This is a genomic window from Vibrio sp. V01_P9A10T6 (assembly GCF_963877065.1).
Taxonomy (GTDB): Bacteria; Pseudomonadota; Gammaproteobacteria; order Enterobacterales; family Vibrionaceae; genus Vibrio; species Vibrio anguillarum.
Genome location: NZ_CAWNTB010000174.1, coordinates 1 through 21658 on the forward strand (window position 1 = coordinate 1; position 21658 = coordinate 21658).

General features: G+C 42.6%; 22 protein-coding genes and 2 pseudogenes. 7 read left to right on the forward strand and 17 right to left on the reverse strand.

The window, feature by feature from the left end:
• The 3 genes from AACQ21_RS12720 to AACQ21_RS12730 form a co-directional block, all read right to left on the reverse strand.
• On the reverse strand, window positions 1–331 hold a 331-nt coding region (locus tag AACQ21_RS12720; protein ID WP_105976308.1), incomplete at its 3' end, for a YeeE/YedE family protein.
• A 10-nt stretch (window positions 332–341) separates the two neighbouring features.
• A complete protein-coding gene (locus tag AACQ21_RS12725) occupies window positions 342–761 on the reverse strand; it encodes a YeeE/YedE family protein (protein ID WP_013867869.1) in 420 nt (139 codons plus the stop codon).
• 30 nt (window positions 762–791) lie between these two features.
• Complete coding sequence (locus tag AACQ21_RS12730; RefSeq protein WP_013867870.1) at window positions 792–1121, reverse strand: ArsR/SmtB family transcription factor; 330 nt, start codon at window positions 1119–1121, stop codon at window positions 792–794.
• 132 nt (window positions 1122–1253) lie between these two features.
• On the opposite strand from AACQ21_RS12730, the gene AACQ21_RS12735 reads away from it, so the two are divergent.
• Window positions 1254–1439 carry a YgaP family membrane protein gene (locus tag AACQ21_RS12735; RefSeq protein ID WP_017042380.1) on the forward strand — a complete coding sequence of 62 codons (186 nt, stop codon included), beginning with the start codon at window positions 1254–1256 and terminating at the stop codon, window positions 1437–1439.
• Window positions 1440–1491: 52 nt separating this feature from the next.
• Window positions 1492–3195, forward strand: a complete 1704-nt coding sequence (locus AACQ21_RS12740) for an FAD-dependent oxidoreductase (RefSeq protein WP_019280889.1) — start codon at window positions 1492–1494, stop codon at window positions 3193–3195.
• 41 nt (window positions 3196–3236) lie between these two features.
• Here AACQ21_RS12740 and AACQ21_RS12745 read toward each other — a convergent pair whose 3' ends face one another.
• The 10 genes and pseudogenes from AACQ21_RS12745 to AACQ21_RS12785 form a co-directional block, all read right to left on the reverse strand.
• On the reverse strand, window positions 3237–4592 hold the full coding sequence (locus AACQ21_RS12745) for an HD domain-containing phosphohydrolase (RefSeq protein ID WP_105976309.1): 1356 nt from the start codon (window positions 4590–4592) through the stop codon (window positions 3237–3239).
• On the reverse strand, window positions 4568–6226 hold the full coding sequence (locus tag AACQ21_RS12750; RefSeq protein ID WP_105976310.1) for an EAL domain-containing protein: 1659 nt from the start codon (window positions 6224–6226) through the stop codon (window positions 4568–4570). Before AACQ21_RS12750 ends, AACQ21_RS12745 begins: the two co-directional genes overlap by 25 nt.
• Before the next feature lie 4 nt (window positions 6227–6230).
• Window positions 6231–7562, reverse strand: coding sequence for a sensor histidine kinase (locus AACQ21_RS12755; RefSeq protein WP_105976311.1), 1332 nt, complete (start codon window positions 7560–7562; stop codon window positions 6231–6233).
• 26 nt (window positions 7563–7588) lie between these two features.
• Window positions 7589–8188: pseudogene (locus AACQ21_RS17415) on the reverse strand (sensor histidine kinase); the annotation flags it as partial.
• A gap of 65 nt (window positions 8189–8253) precedes the next feature.
• Window positions 8254–8896: pseudogene (locus AACQ21_RS17420) on the reverse strand (PAS domain-containing protein); the annotation flags it as partial.
• Between the two features lie 9 nt (window positions 8897–8905).
• Window positions 8906–9487 carry a chemotaxis protein CheC gene (locus AACQ21_RS12765; RefSeq protein ID WP_013867877.1) on the reverse strand — a complete coding sequence of 194 codons (582 nt, stop codon included), beginning with the start codon at window positions 9485–9487 and terminating at the stop codon, window positions 8906–8908.
• Window positions 9484–9849: a response regulator gene (locus AACQ21_RS12770; RefSeq protein WP_019282209.1), complete on the reverse strand. Its 366-nt coding sequence runs from the start codon at window positions 9847–9849 to the stop codon at window positions 9484–9486. The genes AACQ21_RS12765 and AACQ21_RS12770 overlap by 4 nt, the downstream gene beginning before the upstream one ends.
• A 36-nt stretch (window positions 9850–9885) precedes the next feature.
• Window positions 9886–11061 carry an HDOD domain-containing protein gene (locus tag AACQ21_RS12775; protein ID WP_105976312.1) on the reverse strand — a complete coding sequence of 392 codons (1176 nt, stop codon included), beginning with the start codon at window positions 11059–11061 and terminating at the stop codon, window positions 9886–9888.
• A 4-nt stretch (window positions 11062–11065) separates the two neighbouring features.
• Window positions 11066–11371 (reverse strand): Hpt domain-containing protein, encoded by a 306-nt coding sequence (locus tag AACQ21_RS12780; protein WP_047689703.1) that lies wholly within the window; start codon window positions 11369–11371, stop codon window positions 11066–11068.
• Between the two features lie 164 nt (window positions 11372–11535).
• Window positions 11536–12510 carry a diguanylate cyclase domain-containing protein gene (locus AACQ21_RS12785; protein WP_088733409.1) on the reverse strand — a complete coding sequence of 325 codons (975 nt, stop codon included), beginning with the start codon at window positions 12508–12510 and terminating at the stop codon, window positions 11536–11538.
• 138 nt (window positions 12511–12648) lie between these two features.
• Here AACQ21_RS12785 and AACQ21_RS12790 point away from each other — a divergent pair, with 138 nt between their 5' ends.
• Complete coding sequence (locus AACQ21_RS12790; protein WP_017046416.1) at window positions 12649–13086, forward strand: DUF3069 domain-containing protein; 438 nt, start codon at window positions 12649–12651, stop codon at window positions 13084–13086.
• Between the two features lie 117 nt (window positions 13087–13203).
• On the opposite strand, the gene modC is transcribed toward AACQ21_RS12790, so the two are convergent.
• The 4 genes from modC to AACQ21_RS12810 are packed head-to-tail and all read right to left on the reverse strand — an operon-like array spanning window position 13204 to window position 17239.
• Entirely contained in the window at window positions 13204–14310 is a 1107-nt protein-coding gene (gene modC / locus AACQ21_RS12795) for a molybdenum ABC transporter ATP-binding protein ModC (RefSeq protein WP_181185511.1), read from the reverse strand.
• Window positions 14310–14999 carry a molybdate ABC transporter permease subunit gene (modB, locus tag AACQ21_RS12800; protein ID WP_017046414.1) on the reverse strand — a complete coding sequence of 230 codons (690 nt, stop codon included), beginning with the start codon at window positions 14997–14999 and terminating at the stop codon, window positions 14310–14312. Before modB ends, modC begins: the two co-directional genes overlap by 1 nt.
• The gene (modA, locus tag AACQ21_RS12805) at window positions 14989–15762 is read right to left on the reverse strand and encodes a molybdate ABC transporter substrate-binding protein (protein WP_094123753.1); all 774 of its coding nucleotides are present in this window, start codon (window positions 15760–15762) and stop codon (window positions 14989–14991) included. Before modA ends, modB begins: the two co-directional genes overlap by 11 nt.
• 1 nt (window position 15763) lies before the next feature.
• A complete protein-coding gene (locus AACQ21_RS12810) occupies window positions 15764–17239 on the reverse strand; it encodes a cobyric acid synthase (RefSeq protein WP_105976314.1) in 1476 nt (491 codons plus the stop codon).
• A gap of 157 nt (window positions 17240–17396) precedes the next feature.
• On the opposite strand from AACQ21_RS12810, the gene AACQ21_RS12815 reads away from it, so the two are divergent.
• From AACQ21_RS12815 to glgC, 4 genes are all read left to right on the forward strand, one after another.
• Entirely contained in the window at window positions 17397–17768 is a 372-nt protein-coding gene (locus AACQ21_RS12815; protein WP_146127513.1) for a YgiW/YdeI family stress tolerance OB fold protein, read from the forward strand.
• Window positions 17769–17904: 136 nt separating this feature from the next.
• On the forward strand, window positions 17905–18429 hold the full coding sequence (locus AACQ21_RS12820; protein ID WP_017046411.1) for a hypothetical protein: 525 nt from the start codon (window positions 17905–17907) through the stop codon (window positions 18427–18429).
• Window positions 18430–18612: 183 nt separating this feature from the next.
• Window positions 18613–20523 (forward strand): sensor domain-containing diguanylate cyclase, encoded by a 1911-nt coding sequence (locus AACQ21_RS12825; RefSeq protein ID WP_105976316.1) that lies wholly within the window; start codon window positions 18613–18615, stop codon window positions 20521–20523.
• 168 nt (window positions 20524–20691) lie between these two features.
• The coding region (gene glgC, locus AACQ21_RS12830; protein WP_105976317.1) for a glucose-1-phosphate adenylyltransferase at window positions 20692–21658 on the forward strand (967 nt) is incomplete at its 3' end.

Below are 21658 nucleotides of genomic sequence, written 5' to 3' on the forward strand. Positions count from 1 at the left end.
GTGCTGGCCCTGGACAGATGCCCACTAATCCCCAACCTAACCCAAAAATCGCAGCACCAGAGATAAGCCGGGTATCAACACTGCGAGTCGTCGCTAAACAGAATTTTTCTGCGTTTATAGGCTGCTGTCTTGCTTTAATAACGATGAAATAGGTCGGCATAAAAACGGCCAATGCACCTCCCATCACAAACATTAAGCTTGGATCCCAAGCACCAGCCACATCCAAAAAACCTACGACTTTGGCTGGATTGGCCATTCCTGAGATAACCATACCCGCACCAAACAAAATACCTGCCACTAACGAGGTTAATCTAAACAACATCTGATTCATTTTGACTCACTTATAGAAGATGAAGGCGTACAAACACAGTAATGGCAGCAACGCCCATGAAGGTACCTGTCGCCGCAATAGAGCGAGTGGATAGTCGGCCAACACCACAGATACCATGGCCACTGGTGCAACCATTTCCTAATCGAGTGCCTACCCCAACTAATAGGCCAGCAAGCGCCAAAACACCGTTATTAAAGTTAAAAGTTTGCGGCACTTGTGCATTTAAAAACCAAACGGCAATAGCACCACCGGTTACCATGCCAAGTGCAAATAACAAACGCCATGCAAAATCACGCGTTTTAGGCGTCATCAATCCCGTTAATACCCCACTTATCCCAGCAATTTTGCCGTTAAACAGCAACATGAGTGAAGTTGATATCCCTAGTAAAACACCACCTAACAACGATTCCCAAGGAATAGAAAACAACATTATTTATCCTTTTAACCTATGACAAATGAACTAATTACAAAAAACGGTCTGCAAACTTTGAATAAGCTGTACAACCCGCGGATCCGATAGCGAATAGAAGACTTGCTGCGACTCCTTTCTTGCTTTGATCATATTTTGCTTACGAAGCACGGTTAAATGTTGCGAAAAGGCTGATTGACTTAACATCGAGCTTTGCTGCAATTCTCCAACGCCCACCTCACCATTAATTAACTGGCAAAGCACCATCAAACGCTCAGGATGGGCCATCGTTTTAAGCAACTCTGAAACCTCTATCGCATTTGTTTTCATTTGCTCCACATTGACTGATGTGATCTCCATCATTCCCCCTTCGCATTGCATTTAATTAGATAATACTAATGAATGAGCTTTAGTCAACGCTTATTTAGCTTATCCAAAATTAGATAAATTAACATTAGACATTGCTAATCAATAAATTTATAGTGACTTTAATTTACAACGGAGGGTAACAACATGACGATTGAAAATGGGGTAAGAATATTGGCGGGCAGCATGGTACTGCTGTCGATCGTTTTAACTGTGTTTGTCCATTCAAACTTTATTTGGCTAACGGTATTTGTTGGAGTGAACTTAATTCAAAGCGCTTTCACAGGGATTTGTCCAGCGGCCTTTTTCTTGAAAAAGCTTGGCCTGCACTGAGGATTTACTTACCTTACCATGCCGCTTTTGTTTAATTTTACTGGAGTAATTTATGACTAAGATTGTGATTATTGGTGGTGTCGCGGGTGGTGCATCCGCAGCGGCTCGTGCTCGTCGACTCAGCGAAGAAGCTGAAATCATTATGTTTGAGCGGGGCCCCTTCGTTTCATTTGCTAACTGTGGCTTGCCATATCACATCGGCGGTGACATCAAAGAGCGCAGCAATTTGCTGCTACAAACACCGGAAAGCTTTTTAGCGCGTTTTAATGTAGATGTGCGCACTATGAATGAAGTGCTGCGCATTAATCGTGCAGCGAAAACCATCACTGTACGCAATCTGCTCGATCAGTCAGAGTACCAAGAAAGTTATGATTTTTTGCTGCTTTCCCCTGGAGCGGGTCCTATTGTCCCGTCGATTCCTGGGATTCAAAACCCACTGACCCATTCGCTGCGCAACATTCCAGATATGGATAAAATCATCCAGACGCTGCAAATGAATAAACCTGAGCATGCAACTGTCGTCGGCGGTGGTTTTATCGGTTTGGAAATGATGGAAGCGTTCCATCACCTCGGTATCAAAACCACGCTGATCGAAATGGCTGATCAGGTAATGACACCTGTCGATAGTGAAATGGCGGGCTTTGCTCATGCGGAGATTCGCGCTAAAGGCATCGATTTACGTTTAGGTGTTGCCTTAAAATCGGTCGAATATAAACCAGCGGCGACGTTACCTAGCACAGAATCGGGTGAAACTCTGGAGCACAAACACATCGAAGGTGAACTGGATCTTGTGCTCAGCAATGGTGAAATACTCACCACTGACATCCTGATTATGGCGATTGGTGTGCGTCCAGAAACCAAACTGGCTGCTGAAGCGGGCTTACAACTCGGTGAACTTGGTGGCATTTGGGTGAACGAACAGATGCAGACCAGCGATCCAGCGATTTACGCCGTCGGCGATGCGATCGAAGAAAAGGATTTTGTTACAGGCAAACAAACGCTGGTTCCACTCGCAGGCCCTGCCAATCGCCAAGGTCGCATGGCAGCTGATAACATGCTTGGTCGTAACGAAACCTATCAAGGAACACAAGGAACCGCAATCTGTAAAATATTCGACTTAGCCGTGGCATCCACAGGCAAAAATGAGAAGCAACTAAAACGTGACGGCGTTGATTACGAAAAAGTGTACGTTCACACAGCCAGCCATGCGAGCTACTATCCGGGCGCTGAAGTGGTGTCGTTCAAAATGCTGTTCGATCCAAAATCAGGCAAAATCTTCGGGGCACAAGCGGTTGGTAAAGATGGCATCGACAAGCGTATCGACGTGATGGCTGTCGCTCAACGTGCAGGTATGACAGTAGAACAACTACAACACTTAGAGCTGACTTACGCGCCACCATACGGCAGCGCGAAAGATGTGATTAACCAAGCAGCTTTTGTCGCGACAAATATAATGAAAGGCGATGCAAAAGCCATCCATTTTGATCAAATCGATTCGCTAAGTGACACGCATATTATTTTGGATGTACGTAATCCAAGTGAACGTGAAAATGGTAATCATCTCAAAGGCGACATCAATATTCCGGTTGACCAACTTCGTCAACGTATGGATGAACTGCCTAAAGACAAAGAGATCATCATTTATTGCCAAGTCGGGTTGCGCGGTAATGTAGCCTACCGCCAACTGGCCAATAATGGCTTTAAAGCACGTAACTTGATTGGTGGGTTCCGTACTTATCTGTTTGCAAAACAATAAAAGATTCAATTGAGTGCTGCTGATGCGGCACTCTTTTTAAGTTAACCGATGTAAACCGCGATTGGCATATTAGTCTGTTCTTCAAGCTCTTTTAATTTCGCCAACAAAGCTGAGTTAATTTGATTGCCAGCGGTCAACATTAAGTTTCCATTGGGTAAGTACAAATCACGCTTAATTTTCATACCCGGTTTCACTTCACTCAAACCAATGCACAATTCTAGGCCATCCTCCAAGTGTTTTAACGAAGTTACTACCATTAAAAAAGCATCCACGACTGTAGGGTCATATAAGGTTCCAGCCTGCTCTTTTATATAACTCTGCGCACTTTTGGTATGCATACGACGTGGATTATTTAGTGATGCAATATAGTAGTCATAATCTTTAACCACTTTAATAATACGTGAACACAAAGGTATTTCTTCACCATGTAAATGGCCTGGCTTACCAGTACCGTCATACAACTCATCTTGGTGGCGAATGATCTCAACTAGTGGTTCAAAGCGCTTAATTCGGCCTAAAATCTCGGCACCTAATACAGAATTGGCATTAGGACTCTGAGGAATTGAGGTTTCTGGATCAACAATCAACTTTTCAAGTTCTTTATCTTTCGCACCGATTAATCCTATTTGGTGCATCAAACCACACAAATAGACATGACTTACTTGGCTTTCAGGTAGTTTTAACCGCTGCGCTACTACCTTCGCTTGGTTGGCAATACGCTCTGCGTGATCGGCTGGGTGTCCCGTTCGGTATTGAATGATAGCAGTAACCATACCTAGTATATCTTTAAACGTCTTGTTACGACTTATCAATAAATGTTCTAACTTTTTATTAGATGATTGCAGCTCTAACGTTCTCTCTTTTACCTTCTGCTCTAAATCTTGATTAAATTCAGCCAGCTTACGATTATTGTCCTCCAAGGCTAGATTCACCACTTCGAGCTCGCTATTGCGTTTTTCTAACTCGATAGCCAAATGTTCTCGCTCTTTTGTCAGACGATAAAACTCCGCTGCTTTTGAAACGATCAATTTTAGGTTTTCGTTATCCCATGGTTTGCCAATATAGGTATGAATTCCGCCGGAATTTACTGCCCTGACGGTTGACTGAATATCACTATATCCAGTAAGCAGGATACGAATCGTCTCAGGATATAATTCTTTTGATTTTGCGAGAAAATCGGCACCATCCATCTCTGGCATCCGCATATCAGAGATAATAATAGAGACCTCATGTTGCTCTAAATATTCCAAGGCTTCCTTTCCGCTATTAAAAGAAACTATGTCATAATCTGTACGCAAAACCCTCGTTAGTGATTTTAGAATTTCGCTCTCATCATCTAGCAGCAGAAGGCTAAGTCTATCACCACCAATCGCTATTTTTTGTGCGACATTTTCCATCGTTCCTCCTCCATTCTAGACAAATAACTGACCACGTCGTCTGATGATAATGCCTGACTCACCAAATGCCCCTGGATAATGGAACAGCCCAAGGTTTTCAATTTATCCGCTTGCTCCTGAGTATCAACCCATTCGGCGATCACTCCCATTTCAAGTGATTCAGCACTGTCTATCATTGCCCTCAGAATAACTTCATTGGACGCTGATTTACCAATTGCTTGAACAAATCGTCCATCAATTTTAAGTACATCGAAAGGCATTTCGCACAGATATTCATAGCCCGCATATCCAGTTCCAAAATCATCCAGTGCACAGCTCAATCCCAACCCTTTCAGTTTACTGAGTTCTTGTTTCGCCTGAATAAAATCCTCAATAAAGTCATGCTCCGTTATCTCTATTGACAAGTTATTCAAACCGCAACTGAGCTTTGTAGTTAGCTTAGTCAATAATTCGTAAAATTGCCCATTTATCAACATGTTCCCAGGCACATTAACACTGATATTTCGATCTTTAATTAGTTTCTGATGTTGTTTGATGAACATCAGTACGTCTTCCAATATTTTTTCGGTCAACACTTTAGTTAAACCATACTGCTCAATTATGGGTAAGAAGCTGGCTGGATATTGCCACTCATTCTCAACTGTTTTGCGCCTAGCTAATGCTTCAAATCCACAAACATCACCAGTTACCGTCGACAGTTGCGGCTGATAAAAAGCGCAGAAATAGCGTCTATCGATATCGTTTAATACGGAAAATAGCGCCAATAACTCTCGGGATTGAGGATCATTATCGAGCCAGTAAATCGGCAGTTGATGATGCAAACGCACTCGCGAGCGTTCATTAAGGTCAGCAATAGATATATCATCGACTTGATGCAACGATTTAACATCACAGAGCAAAACCGTGTATCTGGTTTTAATAAGATGTGTGTCGACTTCAACAGGCTGAGAGAGTCGCGAACATAGGCGCATCACAACTTGATAACCTTTGGGGCTGTATGGAATGCACATAAACAGCTTATCTTTGTAGCGATATATGGTTTCCGGCTCTGTATTACCATCACTCAGATACCACGCCAGCGTTTTAATAAATTGATTACCAAGCGCTCCGCCGTATTGATGGTTAATTTCGTCTAGATTAGCAATATTCACCATGACCAAAGCGTATGAGGAGTCACCATGTTTTTTCAATTCGATAATCTGTTCATCTAACGTACGCCGGTTTTTTAAGTTCGTCAGCACATCACTACCTAGCAATGCTTCACGCTCCAATAAACTCAAACGGATGGTTTCAATCAGCTCCTCTCTATCCCATGGTTTTTGGAGAAAACGATGCAATTTCCCTTCGTTCAAAGCACGAGACAAACCTTTGATGTCAGCTTGACCAGAGAGAATAATGGTTACAACATGAGGATACTTATTACGAATATTGACGACCAGCTCTGTCCCATCCATATTAGGCATTCGATAATCAGAAATCACAATTTCGATAGGGTGCCGCTCTAAAATAGTCAGAGCCTCAAGGCCGCTACTCGCACAATGAACCACAGAAAAATGCGGTTTGAATTCACGAGTTAAAGCTTTAAGTACCGCTGGCTCATCATCTACAAGCAGAATTTCTTTATATCGAAACATACAATTACCCCAATCCTTTCATCGAATGATGAGGTGCAACATAAAGCGGTAAACGAATATAGACGCAGGTTCCTTGACCTATCGTCGACTGAATTTCAATTTTTCCGAGGTGCTCTTCTATGATTTCTTTCGCAACAGATAATCCAAGTCCTGCGCCATCACCGATACGCTTGGTGGTAAAAAAAGGATCAAAAACGTACACTAAATCTTCCGGACAAATGCCTTTACCGTTATCGCATACAGATAGACAGACACTCGATTTATTCTCGATTAATAAGCTGTTTTCCATATACAAGGCGACAGTGACTTCACCATCAGTATGAGAGAATGACTGTAACGCATTGACTAACAAATTAATCAGTACTTGTTGGAGCTTATGGGTTTGCCCTAGAACATAAAATGGTATTTGAGGAGGTTCATAATTTAAGCGTGCTTTCAGCTTCATTTCACCCAACACCATATTAGTTGCAGAGCTAACCACGTCTCTTAAATCGACCATTCCAACTGATAATTTGGACTCGTGATAATACACATTCAAGCTCGCTACAATGTTTTTAATACGCGAAAGCCCCTCTAAACTTTCCACAATGATAGACTCGCTATCATCAAGTATTTCTGCCAACTGACGGTCGTTGATCTGCTGGATCTCTGGGTGTGCCTTCACTTGGGCAAGATAGGAACTTAACGTGTTGAAATTACTCATCACAAAGCCGAGTGGATTATTGATTTCATGCGCAACACCGGCAGCCAATTTACCTAAAGAAACCCTTTTTGCATCTTGCTCATTTCGTTGAAGATCACTACTACTCTCCCGCATAGACGACAGTAATTTTAAGGCCATCTCAACCAGTAACATGCCTTCTTGGATTTTTTCTAATTCACTTAAGTCAAAAGCATTCAGCGTTGTTCGCGCAAGAAACAGGCTATAGCGCCGCGTCAGTGAGGAGACGGAAAAGGTAACGCCACTTTTCCAAACAGGAAAGTCATTGTGATAGTCTGAGAATTTCCCCGCATCATTGGCTAAATCAGGGAAGTAACTAAACTCCGTATCGGCTAAGGCCGGGTATGTGCCTAACTTCATTGCATCGGTGATTGGAAAACTAGAACGCAGTATCTTGAGCCTCTGCTCAGAATTGTAAGAAAATAGCACGATATGTGTATTAGGGAATAAAGGCTGAACATGAGTAATAAACTGATCTAACTTGTCTTCTTGTGATTGATTTGAAAACATAACTCCTAGCAAAGAAAGTACGACGTAGTGAAATGTTGAGTCCAAGCTGTGTTCTTCTTGAAAGCGTCTATTCTCTTCCTGTTGCTGGGTTTTACTCACATGCATACTCCCTAATCAGATAACGATCATTTTCACTCTATTGCTAGTGTAGCCAATTCGACTGCGTCTATCGGTAACGTAATGATGAATTCAGTACCTTTATTAACTTCGCTATGAACTGCAATGGTGCCTTTATGACCTTTGATGATCCCGTACGAAACTGATAAACCTAATCCTGTGCCGGACCCAACCGCTTTGGTGGTAAAGAAGGGTTCAAAGATGCGATCTTTAATCGCATCAGGAATACCGCTTCCCGTATCTTTAATGCGAATTTCAACCTGTTTCTCATTTAACTTGGCTAATGAGATGGTGATGGTGCCTTCTCCGACAATCGCCTGACTTGCATTGACAAGAATATTAAGAAGGACTTGGTTAATCTGCATTGGCTGGCAATACACTTCAGGCACGTTTTCTTGATATATTTTCTCTAAAGTAATGTTGTATTTGATTTCGTTATTGATGATTTTCAGCGTTGATTCGATACAGTTTTCCAAATTTGCGTAGCTCCATTCAGAACCATCAACGTGTGAAAACTCTTTTAAATTTTTCACAATGGCCATTACTCGAGATGAACCTTCTAGTGATTCTGAAATCAAATCAGCCGTATCTTCTAAAATAAAATCAATCTGTTTCTCTTGTAGTAATGACTCACACTTTGCCGCTAAAACGGTATTATTTGCTTGTGAAACCTGTTGTTTTATCCCTTCTAAAACGGCGGCTAGCGTTTGAAAATAGTCACTAAGTGTTTGAATATTGGATGTGATAAAACCCACTGGATTATTGATCTCATGAGCAATGCCTGCCGAAAGCTGCCCAATAGAGGCCATTTTCTCTGATTGCAGTAGTTGTCCTTGAGCATCTTCGAGTTTTTTAATCAACACTTTTTGCGCTTGATGTTCTTGCTCTAATTGATAAGAAATGCGTTTAAGTTCCTGCTGCTGGCTAGCTTGTATCGTTACATCATAGACACATATACAAACATGCTCGATGGTCCCATCTTCACTATGAATAGGGATGATCTCCAAATCTTGATACATCTGATCTTCTTCGCCCGATACAGGGCGGGAGCTTTTAAAGGGCAGTAGATGAGGCTTTTGCTCCCAGCTACTAAAGCTTGAAGTTTCAATCACCAATGCCGTATCAATTTTTCGTTTAAGGTAGTCTGCGGAATGGGGAAATAGTTCAAGTATGTTCTTTCCTTGCATCACATCACCATCAAAAATGACTCGGGATTGGAAATAGTCATTCGCTTTCACGATAATGTAATCCTGCCGTACTATGCACAACGCAAAAGAGAGTTGATCCAGCAGATCAGAAAGCAGTAAGCGGCTTTTTCCCATTCCAAACTCCTACATCAACTCATCGAGGTGAATGAGTACCTTATCCAATTCGTTGTCTGCAAAACAGATGATGGTTTTAGCAGAGAATGACGCTTTTTCGACTAAAAAAGAGATTTCCATAATTAAAGATAGCTTCCACTGAGAAATGGGGAGCGGCTGTGTTGACGGATAAAACAGCACTGGAGACTGAATTTTAGTTTTTATGTCTATTTGCTGACATAGACCCTTTAGACTTGCACCAGATAAAATATTCGAGATATCTAAAATGCTCTCTTCTAGGCTCACGACATCTTGAGCATCACCTGTTGATTGTTTTAGATCGCTCACTATCTGTTCACAGCCTTTTCTGCTCATTAAGGTCACTAACTCACCATCCATGCCACCAAAAAAAGACTGCCGAGTGTAGTAATAATCGGTTTCATAAGATTGCAGTTGCGCTAAATCCTCATCCGTTGCCACTCCAATACTGGGTACAGATATAGTGACGTGCAAATTAAGCAAGGTAGCAAGTTTATTTGCTGCTCTGCCCATTGAGATATTCATAAATTCTTGCAGGGCGTCTTTATGGTCTTCTGAAAGTGCCATTGTCATAATAGTCCTACCTCGTGCAATGTTTGTTTTAGCTGTGCTGGGTCAAGTGGTTTTTGCAAAAAGGTGACTGCACCGAGTTCTCTTACGCGCTGCTGAGCAAAAGGTTGAATATCGGCACTAATGACAATGACAATACTTTTAGCATCAATGCTATGCAAATATTCAAGGACTTGGAAGCCATCCATTTCTGGCATCGTCAAATCTAAAAACATCACTTCAGCGCACCCATTTTGGTAATTGACTAGGGCTTCTTTGCCATTTTGGGCTTCGTTGATTTCTACATCCCACTCTTCAGGAATCGCCCTCATTACCGCTTTTCTCGACATCTTTGAATCGTCTGCTATTGTAATTTTAATTGCCATGCTCGCTCCCTCTAACCAAAAAAAGTAATTATATAATTACTCAATAAATATGGGTTTTAGCTCAACTAATACGCTTGCAATGGAACTTGGTACACCGTCAATCAGTGTTTGGTAGCTCTCATTTTCCTTACATGCTTCTATACGATTTGCAAGCCCCACAATACTGCCAAGTACAACAGATTTGTCATCTGAAAAAAAATCACTCTTACTTTGATTAAGAACGATATCTCCAATCTCTGAACCGTATCCCCATATCATCAGCATATATGCCGTTACTATGTAGTAATCAGCATATTCTTGTTGAAGCTCCAAGAAAGAATCAACATTATGGATATCAGCGCCTTCCTCCATCAAAATCAATTTTCCGATTGCGGTAAGCAAGCTTGAGACAAACACCCGATCTTTATCTTGTAAGGAGTACCCCAAGTTTTTAGCCAGTAAACGGGATATATAGCTCACCCTCAGCGCCTGTTCTGAAATATCTTGGTGGGCCTTTTTTGAAACTAAGCTGTTAGCGTGATGGCTCAATAACGATATGGCGATGCTCTCCACTAAAGTCGCGCCTAAACGTCCAACAGCTTCCGATAGTGAATCTGTAGTTCGACGAAAACCTAAGTAAGAAGAATTGGCAATTTGAAACACTCGTGCGACTAATACAGGCTCATGGCTAATGGTGTCTGCGATCGATTGAAGATCACAAGTAGGAGAGGCGATAGTTTGTTGTAAACGATGTATCGAATTGGGTAACACCGGAAGATCTTTCAAGCTTCCGAGTTTAGTTCGACACTCACTGTTAAACGGCATTTGATAAAGACGTTCGGTGCATTCAAATAAGCGTTCAAAGTCCTCTTGTGTGAATGGCTTAGGCAGTACGAAGTGGGAATACGCATGCGCTTTTTGAGGCAAATTCTCCTGCGTATTTCCAGTTAAAAGAGCTCTCACTACTTGCGGGTAAGACTGCTTTACCTCTTTTAAAAGCTCATCGCCACATTTATGCGGCATGAGTAAATCTGAAATGATAATGGCTGGCGGTTGGCAATTATGCTTATTCCATTCTGACAACCAATCTAGTGGCTCTGAAACGAGTATAATTTCCCATTCTGGACGAATACGCCTGATCAAACGAGCAATGGCTTTAAGCATAAAAACATCATCATCTATGCACATGACTTTCAAATGTACTTTTTCCATTTGATTCTCACTTAGCTTCATCGTTTTATTTATTCATATATTGGTTGATTTCGTCCAACAACAGCTTACTTTGATCATTGATCGAACTGATTGAAAACTCGGTGCCTTGAGTAACATTGGTTAGATTATCAGTTGCGGCTTCAAGTTTCTGGAATTCAGATGCTAATACATCCGCTCCGACAAACCGAGATGACGATTTCATGGTGTGTGAAATGTGGTGAATCACCTCAACTTGGTTGCAACAAAGCGCACTGCTAAGTTTGTTCAAAGCTTCCAACAGGCTTTTTCGATAGCTGCACAGCATCTCATTCACATTCTCTTCACCAACCATATCCGCCACCCTCTCTGGTGAAAAATACTGCAATCTGTCCATAAAGTGCACCCATAAGCCAAAAAAGTTGATATATGCATCCTGACTTCTAATCCAAAGCGTTAGTACTAGTGTAGACCATATTGCTTAAGTGCTAACAAAAAAGAGCGAGTGAAGTGTATGTATTAGCTTAATACTGCATTGGTAACATCGTAAGAAATAAAGCAATTTCTACCTTGATGCTTTGCTTGGTACAAGGCTTCGTCGGCCAGATTGTAAATATTAGCGATAGACTCAGTACCATTCGGCGTTAACGAGATGACACCTTGAGATAAGGTGACATGATCAGCAATTTCGCTGTATTGATGAGGATAGTGTGCCTTGATCATTGATTGTTGGATTCGCTCAGCGGCGATCAGTGCTTGTTCATAATTGGCATTGCCCAGCAGCACTAAAAACTCTTCACCGCCATATCGCCCTACATACTCACCAGTGCGCACAAATAACTGATTCACCGTTTGCGCAATGGTAATCAAGCAGTTATCTCCTTCTATATGGCCGTAGTTATCGTTAAACCGTTTGAAATAGTCCACATCGATTAAAATGAGGCTCATTGGAAATTTGTGCCGCCCATGCCAACTGATCATCTCTTTAAGTTTGTCATCTATAAATCGACGATTAAAGACTTGTGTTAAGCCATCTTCATTTGCTTGCTGCTGCAAAACACGATTTAGCTCTTCAAGTTTAACCGTTGCGCGTTTAAGCTCTCGACGCATACTTGCAATACGCTGCATGGCTAATAATTTGGAGTTGAGTACCAGTTTATCGACTGGCTTGGTTAAGTAATCATCACCGCCTGCCTCTATCGCTTGCGCGATCATCGACGGTTCATCATGCCCACTTAAAAAGATAATCGGCACCCATTCATGGTATTGCTGACGTATTTTTTTCGATAATTCAAAACCATTCATGCCGGGCATCGAAATATCCATCAGAATCAGTTCTGGATCAAATTGGCAATAGCTATCCAATGCCGCTTGTCCACTGGCAACCGCCTCCACGTGATGACCGAGCTGCTTAAGACGAATGGTGAGTTGCATTCGATCCAGTTGTACGTCATCGACCAGTAAGATCCTCATAGAAGAGCCCGAACTTACCATCTGTAACCCCTTTAAATTTCAATCATATGCTTACGTATAACATAGATTTATTCACTTTCTTTGTTTAATTTTGCGCACAATATTGACTTTTCGCTATAAATTTTTAGCATGTAGCTTTTCCCCTAAAGAGATATCTTCATGTCTGAAGTAAAGCAAACCGAACAACCTGTAGTGGACTTAGACGCCATCTCGCCAGAATTGCGCCAAGTAATTGAATTTGATCAAGTGCCACAAGAGATGTACTACATGGTCGTGTCTATACATGAAGTCTCTGAAGAAGCGGTACGCGAGTCTTGGAACTCTCTACCAGCCAGTGCGCAAAATGTGTTGGATAATTTTGAACAGTTTCATGCGTTGATCTCTGTTAGCCAAGCTTTTGCCGGTGTCAATGTCATGGAGGAGTTCCCAACATTGAATTTACCGAAAGAGATGACAGACCAAGATAAAGAAGAGTACCGAGCAGAGCTTCTTGATCAAGTGCTGCATAACTGTGTGAAAGATATGGTTAAACAGATCAAAAAAGCACGCCGCGACCCGATTCTAAAACGCGACTTTAAAGACGTGTTTGCAAAATAAAACGCACACCATTGAGCATAAAGCCGTCAATTTTATATGACGGCTTTTTCTATTGAACCTGAACTCGAGATAAGAGAGGCTTAGGTTATTGAATCAATACATTAATAATGAAAAACATTAATGCGTTAAGACGATATCACGCTGCGACACGCTCACGCCTTTAATTTGCACATACAGCGAATCGCCAACATCCAATTGCAGCTCATCGGCCGCCCATTTGGTTACCGTAGCCCACAGGTAACACCCTTCGCCTAACTTGAGTTTTATCCCCACACTCTGTTTATCAGTACCTTGAGGCTGCTTTTCAAGCTGGCAAATCTGCGCAGGCAGAATATTACGAATTGACGTCTGATTTGGCTTATCAAGCGCCACCGAAACATCATTCGCACGGATCTGTAATCGCAGTGCAGAGCCTACCTCGCCTTCCACATATTGCACCCAAAGTTTGACATCATCTGCAAGCGAGACCTGTGTGAGCGCATAATCTTTGTTGTGCTGGCAGATGTGGGCAGAAAACAGACTGCTTTGGTCGGCAAATGATTGCCAAGGTCGCATATAATTTGAAGACCACACTTGCTCTAGCTCACCGCTTATCAGCACAGCGCCCTGCTCTAACACAACTAAATGATTAGCCAGACGCAAAATTTCATTCATGCTGTGCGTCACATAGAGAATTGGAATGTGCACGCTATGAGCCAGTTCTTCCAAAAAAGGCATCACTTCACGTTTGCGCGGCATATCGAGTGATGCCAACGGCTCATCCATCAATAAAATATCGGGTTTGGATAGTAAGGCTCGGCCAATCGCTACTCGCTGTTTCTCCCCACCCGATAAATCATGCGGATAACGTGTAAGTAATGGCGCTAAAGCCAATAATTTTACGATAGCGGCGAAGTGGTCGGCATCCTTTTTTTTGACACCATAGTTTAAATTGCCATGAACGGTGTAATGTGGAAACAATCGAGCATCTTGAAAAACGTAACCAACATTGCGCTTTTCAACAGGCAAGTTAATCTTTTTTCGTTGACTAAATAGGATGCGGCCATTGATCTCGATTTCACCAAGTTCAGGCTTCACCAATCCACTAATAATATTGATGAAGGAGGTTTTACCCGCCCCTGAACGCCCGAAAACAGCACAAATACCACGGCTTGGTAAAACCAAATCCGCATTAAGCTTGATATCACCTAACTGTTTTTCAAATTGAATCTTTAACCCACTCATCATTGAGTCCCTAAGCGCCGAGTCATTCGGCGGCTAATCACTTCAGAAATGAATAACGAAGCCAAAGCAATCGCGATGGAGATAATACACAAACGCATCGCTTCCATTTCGGCTCCTGGCGTTTCTAAAAAGTTATACATCGCAAGAGGAAGCGTTTGTGTTTCACCGGGAATATTGGACACAAAGCTAATGGTGGCTCCAAACTCACCTAGGCTGCGAGCAAAAGAGAGCATCGCGCCAGTGATCAGCCCGGGTATCGTTAAGGGTAATGTAATGGTCAAAAAAACTTTGAGTGGTGAAGCGCCTAAGGTTCGAGCCGCTTGCTCTAACTTAGGATCGACGCTTTCAAGGCTTAAACGAATCGCACGAACCATCAAGGGCAGTGCGATGATGACACACGCCAACACGGCTCCACGCCAACTGAAGCTGAAACGCAAGCCAAACATATTATCAAGCCACTGCCCAATTACGCCTTGTTTACCCATGGTGATCAACAGAAGATACCCCACGACCACTGGCGGTAAAACGAGCGGCAAATGCACTAGGCTATCCAATATACTTTTACCCCAAAACTGCTTTCTGGCGAGTAGCCACGCAAAAAACATTCCCAGCGGTAAAAGCCAAAGCACGGTATAAATCGCGACTTTTAAGCTCAGTTGCAGTGCAACCCATTCATATTCAGAAAGCAAAGGAATCCGTTCCTGTTATCACGCTAAAACCGTAGTTCTGTAAGATACTTTTTGCTTGATCGCTGCGTAAAAAAAGCATGAATTGATTCACCGTATCACGCTCAGTTAGCTGCACTAAAGGATAATGGATGGCGCTGTGTAGGCTTGAATCAAATTCGTGTACCACTTTGACCTTATTGCTCATCAATGCATCCGTCTTATATACAATACCAAGTGCGGCTTCTTGACGTTCCACTAGCGCAAGCGCTAAACGTACGTTATTGGTTTGAGCCAGCATAGGGGCGAGCGACGACCACACTTTTAACTTTTCTAGTGCCTCTTTGGCATACATTCCCACAGGCACCGCCATTGTGTTACCTATCGCTAAACGTGAACCGTTTAAGGCGTCAAGCCATGCCGCAACATCATTTACCACCAGCGAATTGAGTTTCGACGATTGAGGGGCGATAAGCACCAGCTGATTTCCAGCCAACAATGTGACCTTATCGCTCGTCACAATGTTCTTGTTAAGCAAGTGAGTAACCCAGTTATCATTGGCTGAAATGAAAATATCCGCTGGTGCACCTTGCTCAATTTGACGAGCAAGCGCGGATGAACCCGCATAAACGGGCACAATATCTAACGGTTGTTTCGGCTGGTAAGCCGCAATCAATTCATTAACCGCATTCGTCATGGATGACGCTGCATAAACAGTGATTTTCTCTTGTGCATAAACCGCCGTACAGCACAGCATGGCGACGATAGAGAGCAGTATTTTTCTCATGTTAACGCTCCGTTAATTCTGGCCATAATAAGGCCAAGTTCAAATGCTCTTCAATCGCATCCGCAATGCGGTTAATGGCTTGTTCTTTTTGCGCCACATGATCGTAATAACTTATATCAGTGGCACCAGCCCAGCGACAGATAAGCTCAGTTGCAGGAAAACTATCAAAAATTCCGTGCATGTAAGTCCCCAACACTTGCTGGCAATCACTTAATAAACCGTCACGGTTGCCATTGTCTAACGTGATGATTGCTGAGGATGATGCATCATCGAGCGTTGTGCGTCCAACGTGGATCTCGTAGCCTGAGACCTTCGCTTTACCTTGCGGTAAAATAAGCTCGCCTTGAACATTCCTGAGCGTTTTTTCAGCGGTGAGTTCTGTACTGACGTTCAACAACCCCAGTCCTTCACTTTCGCCCGCTTCACCTTCAACGCCGAGTGGATCGCGAATTACCCGACCTAACATTTGGTAACCACCACAAATGCCCATCACTTTGCCTCCGAAACGCAAGTGACGTTTGATATCCTGATCCCAACCTTGCGAGCGAAGATACGCAAGATCGTCCCTTACAGATTTACTGCCCGGAAGCAGAATCAGATCCGCATTTTCGATCCGTTCACCATTTCCCACATAACGTAAGTCAACATCAGGATTTAAACGCAACGCATCAAAATCAGTATGGTTACTAATGCGAGTTAATACTGGCACCACAATATTCAATTTACTGTTGCTGCTGAGGGTTTGCGCTTGAGTGATCGCATCTTCAGCTTCTAAATCAAAGCCATGTAAATAAGGCAGCACACCAATGACGGGTTTACCCGTTTTTGCTTCTAACCAATCAAGGCCAGATTGCAGTAACGCGATATCACCTCGAAAGCGGTTAATCACAAACCCTTTTACACGCAGCTGTTCCGATTCAGAAAGCAGTGCTAACGTGCCATACAGATGAGCAAATACACCGCCTTTATCAATATCGGCAATGATAATCACAGGTACATCGGCCGCTTCAGCAAACCCCATGTTAGCAATGTCATTTTCGCGTAGGTTGATTTCAGCCGGGCTTCCCGCCCCTTCAATCATGACACTTTGATACTCGGCTTGTAACCGAGCGTAGGAATCAAGCACAGTATTCATCGCGACTTTCTTATAATCGTGATAACCCGTTGCTTCCATATTAGAGAGCGCTCTGCCTTGTAGGATAACCTGCGCACCCATGTCTGAATTTGGCTTGAGTAATACAGGGTTCATGTGTACCGATGGCTCAACGCCACACGCTTGAGCCTGAACAGCTTGCGCTCTCCCGATTTCGCCACCATCGGCCGTCACCGCACTATTGAGCGCCATGTTTTGCGGCTTAAAAGGGGCTACTTTTATTCCTCGACGTGCTAACACTCGGCATAAGCCTGCAACTAGTACACTTTTTCCAGCGTCGGAAGTGGTGCCCTGCACCATCAATGACCTTAATGTTGATTCCATATTAACTCTACGATAGGCGTTTGCTGGTAATCATACCGTCACAGCTGCTACTCACTCAATAAAATGAATGGAATATTAATGTTCCGCTCAGAGTGTGTTCAACATCTTAGTGTTTAAATCGCTTCATCAAAACAACAAACCCATAGAGGAATTAAAAATGAAACGTACAACACTAGCCCTAGCAGCTTCGATGATTGTTGCTCCTGTTTTCGCTTTTGCAGGTAACCATAACCAAAACAGTAATACCATCAATTACAATGGTCCTATCGAACTTACGTCTGTGGAATCGTTGCTAAAAGACACCAATATGTTTACAGAAAAGCATGTTGTGGTTGAAGGAAAGTTGATTCGTCAAATCAGAAAAGACACATTCGTATTCAGTGATGGCAACGGTGAGATTCAAGTAGAACTGGATGATGACATCCACTTCACAGCGCCACTCAATGCCGAGACTAAGGTTCGTCTTTATGGCGAATATGAAGGAGGACTGACACCTGAAATCGAAGTGGATCAGATCCAAGTTCTATAATCATTACTGTTTATTGCTCTCTTGATGGTAAAACATAAAAAATAAGATGGATTTTTTTGTGAAAATGGCCTGTAATTTGCAGGCCATTGCTGTATCTTATTCAGCTTAATTTTCATCTTTTCAGGACGAAGCGTACATGTATAAAAAAGCGTACTCACTAGGCCTAGTCGGTTTGTCATGCGTTCTTTCTTTCTCTGCGCAAGCTAACAATTTTAATTATAACTTCTTTGAAGTCAGAACCGCTATCAGCCCTGAATCCTCAGGTGCAGAATTTAGTACTTATTTAACCGATAACACACACCTGGTCGCTCGTTACGATTCGAGATTTGACGGAGATTGGGATGCCGCTGGCGGAATTGGCTTTAACGGTCCAATAAACCAATTTGCTGATGTCTACGGACAAATGCTTGTTCACCACATTAGACCTACCGATGAACAGGGTGGCAAAAGCGAAACCCAGTTGGAGTTTAATATTGGCAGCCGGATCTGGTTATCGAGCCAAATTGAAGCCAATATTAAACTGGGTAAGAACGATGAACACTCGGTATTTTGCGCTGGATTACGTTTTCACTCTACCGAACAATTATCGTTAGGAGCTGAAACCAAAAACAACGGCGTTTACGGCCCACAGATCGTCATGAATGTTCGTTTTCAGTTCTAAAACGTAAAACGGCCTTCAGGCTTAAGCGCATGATGCTTCTTCGCTACTTGTGCGCTTCTTTTTACTCTTTGTATCAACAGAATTACCCCACAAATTTGATGTACTCCACGATATCAGATATTTGGAAGCGACTTCTCATATATCAGCGATATACTATGCACTCAATAACTTATATGTGCCGCTATGTTTCGCTCTTTCTATAAATACTTAGCTCAATGGCTATTTGTTAGTGTCGTGCTTGGGGTTGTGCCCTTTCTTTATTTCGTCAAAGAATTCGACAAAGCTCACGAACAAACTGTGCAAATGATCGAACAAAAAAGCCATTCTCAACTCGAATACAATAAGCACGAACTGCTTACTGCGTTTAATGACGTTTACAATTCCACTCAAATATTGTCAAACAACACCATGTTGTACAGCGCATTACGTCTTCCCTCCACCGAAAATATCGAAGCGGTACAGGCGTTTTGGTTATTAGCAGCTCGTATTCAAACCCTTTATTCTCGGCTCAGGCTTTTTGATATAGCGGGTAACGAATTAATTCGCGTGAATCAGAGTAATGGATCAACAGAAGTAGTACCAAGATCACAACTAAAAAACAAATTGCACCGAGACTATTTTCAGTATGCGCAAAACCTTTCCCCAAACCAAATTGGGATCTTCGGTGTTGATAGTGAAAGAGAAGAAGAAAATTATGGTGCTACTTCCCAGATAACCGCAGTATTTAGGATTATTGCACCAATAGATTTTGATGGAAAAAGGCAAGGCTATTTTGTAGCAAATCTTAATTTAACCCAGTTGTACAAAAAATTTAACCAGAGGTTAAATTCACTGAGTCGCCCAGACATCATCAGTTTCAAGGGTCAGTATATTCATCATGAAAATGAGATCTTATCTCAGCAAGAAAACCCGTCGAAATACCACATGCTGAATATTAACAGTGTCGCCCCTATACTATGGAAAAGTATGCAAGAGCAAGCTTCTGGCACGGTATGGGATAACAACTGCTGGTATAGTTTTACTCAAGTTCCTTTGCAATCCATATTCCCAGAAATGGAGCCAATTTACCTAATTCAGTCATTAAATGGTGATGCGCTCAATAAATTGCTTTCTGCCACAGAGCTAAAAATTGGCTTTCAAGCAGTTGGCATCGCGCTATTAGTAATGACGATTGCCGCCGGTTTTATTCGTTGGAACGCAAACCACGATAAAAACAGTATCGAGAGCAAACTGGCTAGGGCGGCGATGAATGGTATGTCCGCTATGGTGATTACCGATCGTAATAACCGCATTATCAAAGTAAACAATGAGTTTACCCGGATCAGCGGCTACACCTTAGCCGAGGTAAGAGGTAAACAACCTTCCGTTTTTTCCTCCGGTAAGCACAATCAAGCTTTTTACATGAATATGTGGAAAGTGCTGCAAGACGAAGGGTTATGGGAAGGTGAAGTCATTAATAAGCGTAAAGATGGCTCAATGCAAACCGAGATCTTACGTATTCAAACCATCCGTGATTCAGACGGAATTATTCAGTTTTATGTGGCCTCCTTTGTTGATATTAGTCATCGCAAAGAGCTAGAAAATCGCCTGCGTGAGCTCAGCGAGAAAGATGCGCTCACCAACATTTGGAACCGCAGGAAATTTGATCAAGAAATGCGCTCCGAATGCTTACGCGTAAAACGTTACCAAGCTCAAGTGCAGTCGTGCTTAGCGATTATTGATATCGACCATTTTAAACGCATTAATGATAAATTAGGCCACGCAGAAGGCGATAAGATCATTCGTTCTGTCGCAACACAATTAAGTGAGCACCTAAGAGAAACGGACTTTTTAGCTCGCATCGGAGGCGAAGAGTTTGCCATCATTATGCCTCATACACCACTGGCAGAAGCTGAGTTGGTCATGCACCGTTTACGAGTAGCCGTTCACTTAAATCATCGTTTAGAAGTGTCGATCAGCGGTGGCATCACTGACATTACAGAAAAACCTGAAGAAGTGTATAAACGGGCCGATATTGCATTGTATGAGTCAAAAGCTTCGGGGCGTAATCTTGTCTCGGTATTGACCAGTGTCGAGATGGAAGAATTTGCTTAACAATTAGCACCATTTAAGTGCATCGAGAAATAAAACGGGTTTATTTTTGTGCAATTATCGCAAACTTAGTTTGTAACGTATTGTTCGCTATCATTTTTACTTTTGGCTTAAAACTTGTACTACTCTCTAATATGGTAAATAGATTGCACATATTTAGGGAGAAATAAGATGCAAGAAACACTAACCGTTGTGTTAGCAGGTGGCGTCGGTTCGCGGCTATCTCCGCTAACTGATGACAGAGCAAAACCGGCTGTACCCTTTGGTGGAAAATATCGAATCATTGATTTTACACTCACCAACTGCCTACACTCAGGGCTGCGAAAGATTTTGGTCCTGACTCAATATAAATCTCATTCGTTACAAAAACATTTACGTGATGGCTGGTCTATTTTCAATCCAGAACTCGGCGAATTCATCTCTGTGATCCCCCCGCAGATGAGAAAAGGCGGAAAATGGTACGAAGGAACGGCGGACGCTATCTATCACAATATGTGGCTACTTTCACGCAGTGATGCCAAACACGTCGTTGTTTTATCTGGTGATCATATCTACCGGATGGACTATGCCTCTATGCTCGAAGCTCATAAGCAAAAAAATGCTGCACTGACTATCGCCTGCATGGATGTCCCAAGAGAACAAGCTTCTGCCTTTGGCGTGATGAATGTGGATAATGACTTCAAGATCACCTCATTCATCGAAAAACCAAGTGACCCACCCTCCATGCCCAATAATCCGCATCGCAGCTTAGTTTCTATGGGGATCTACATTTTTGATATGGAAGTATTAAAAAGTGCTTTGATTAATGATGCTGAACTGGAAAACTCGAGTCACGATTTTGGCAATGACATCATTCCCAAATTGATTGAAAGCCATGCTGCTTATGCGTATGAGTTTTGCGGTGACCGGGGGCGAGTCGCTAAAGATTGTTACTGGCGAGATGTCGGAACACTTGATTCTTTTTATAACGCTAACATGGATTTACTCGAACCCGTTCCACCAATGAACTTATACCAAAAAAACTGGGCCATTCGAACATACGAAGCGCAATACCCACCTGCGCGCACGGTTTCTTCTGCAACAGGTAACGAAGGTATATTCATTAATTCGATTATTTCAAACGGTGTGATTAACTCTT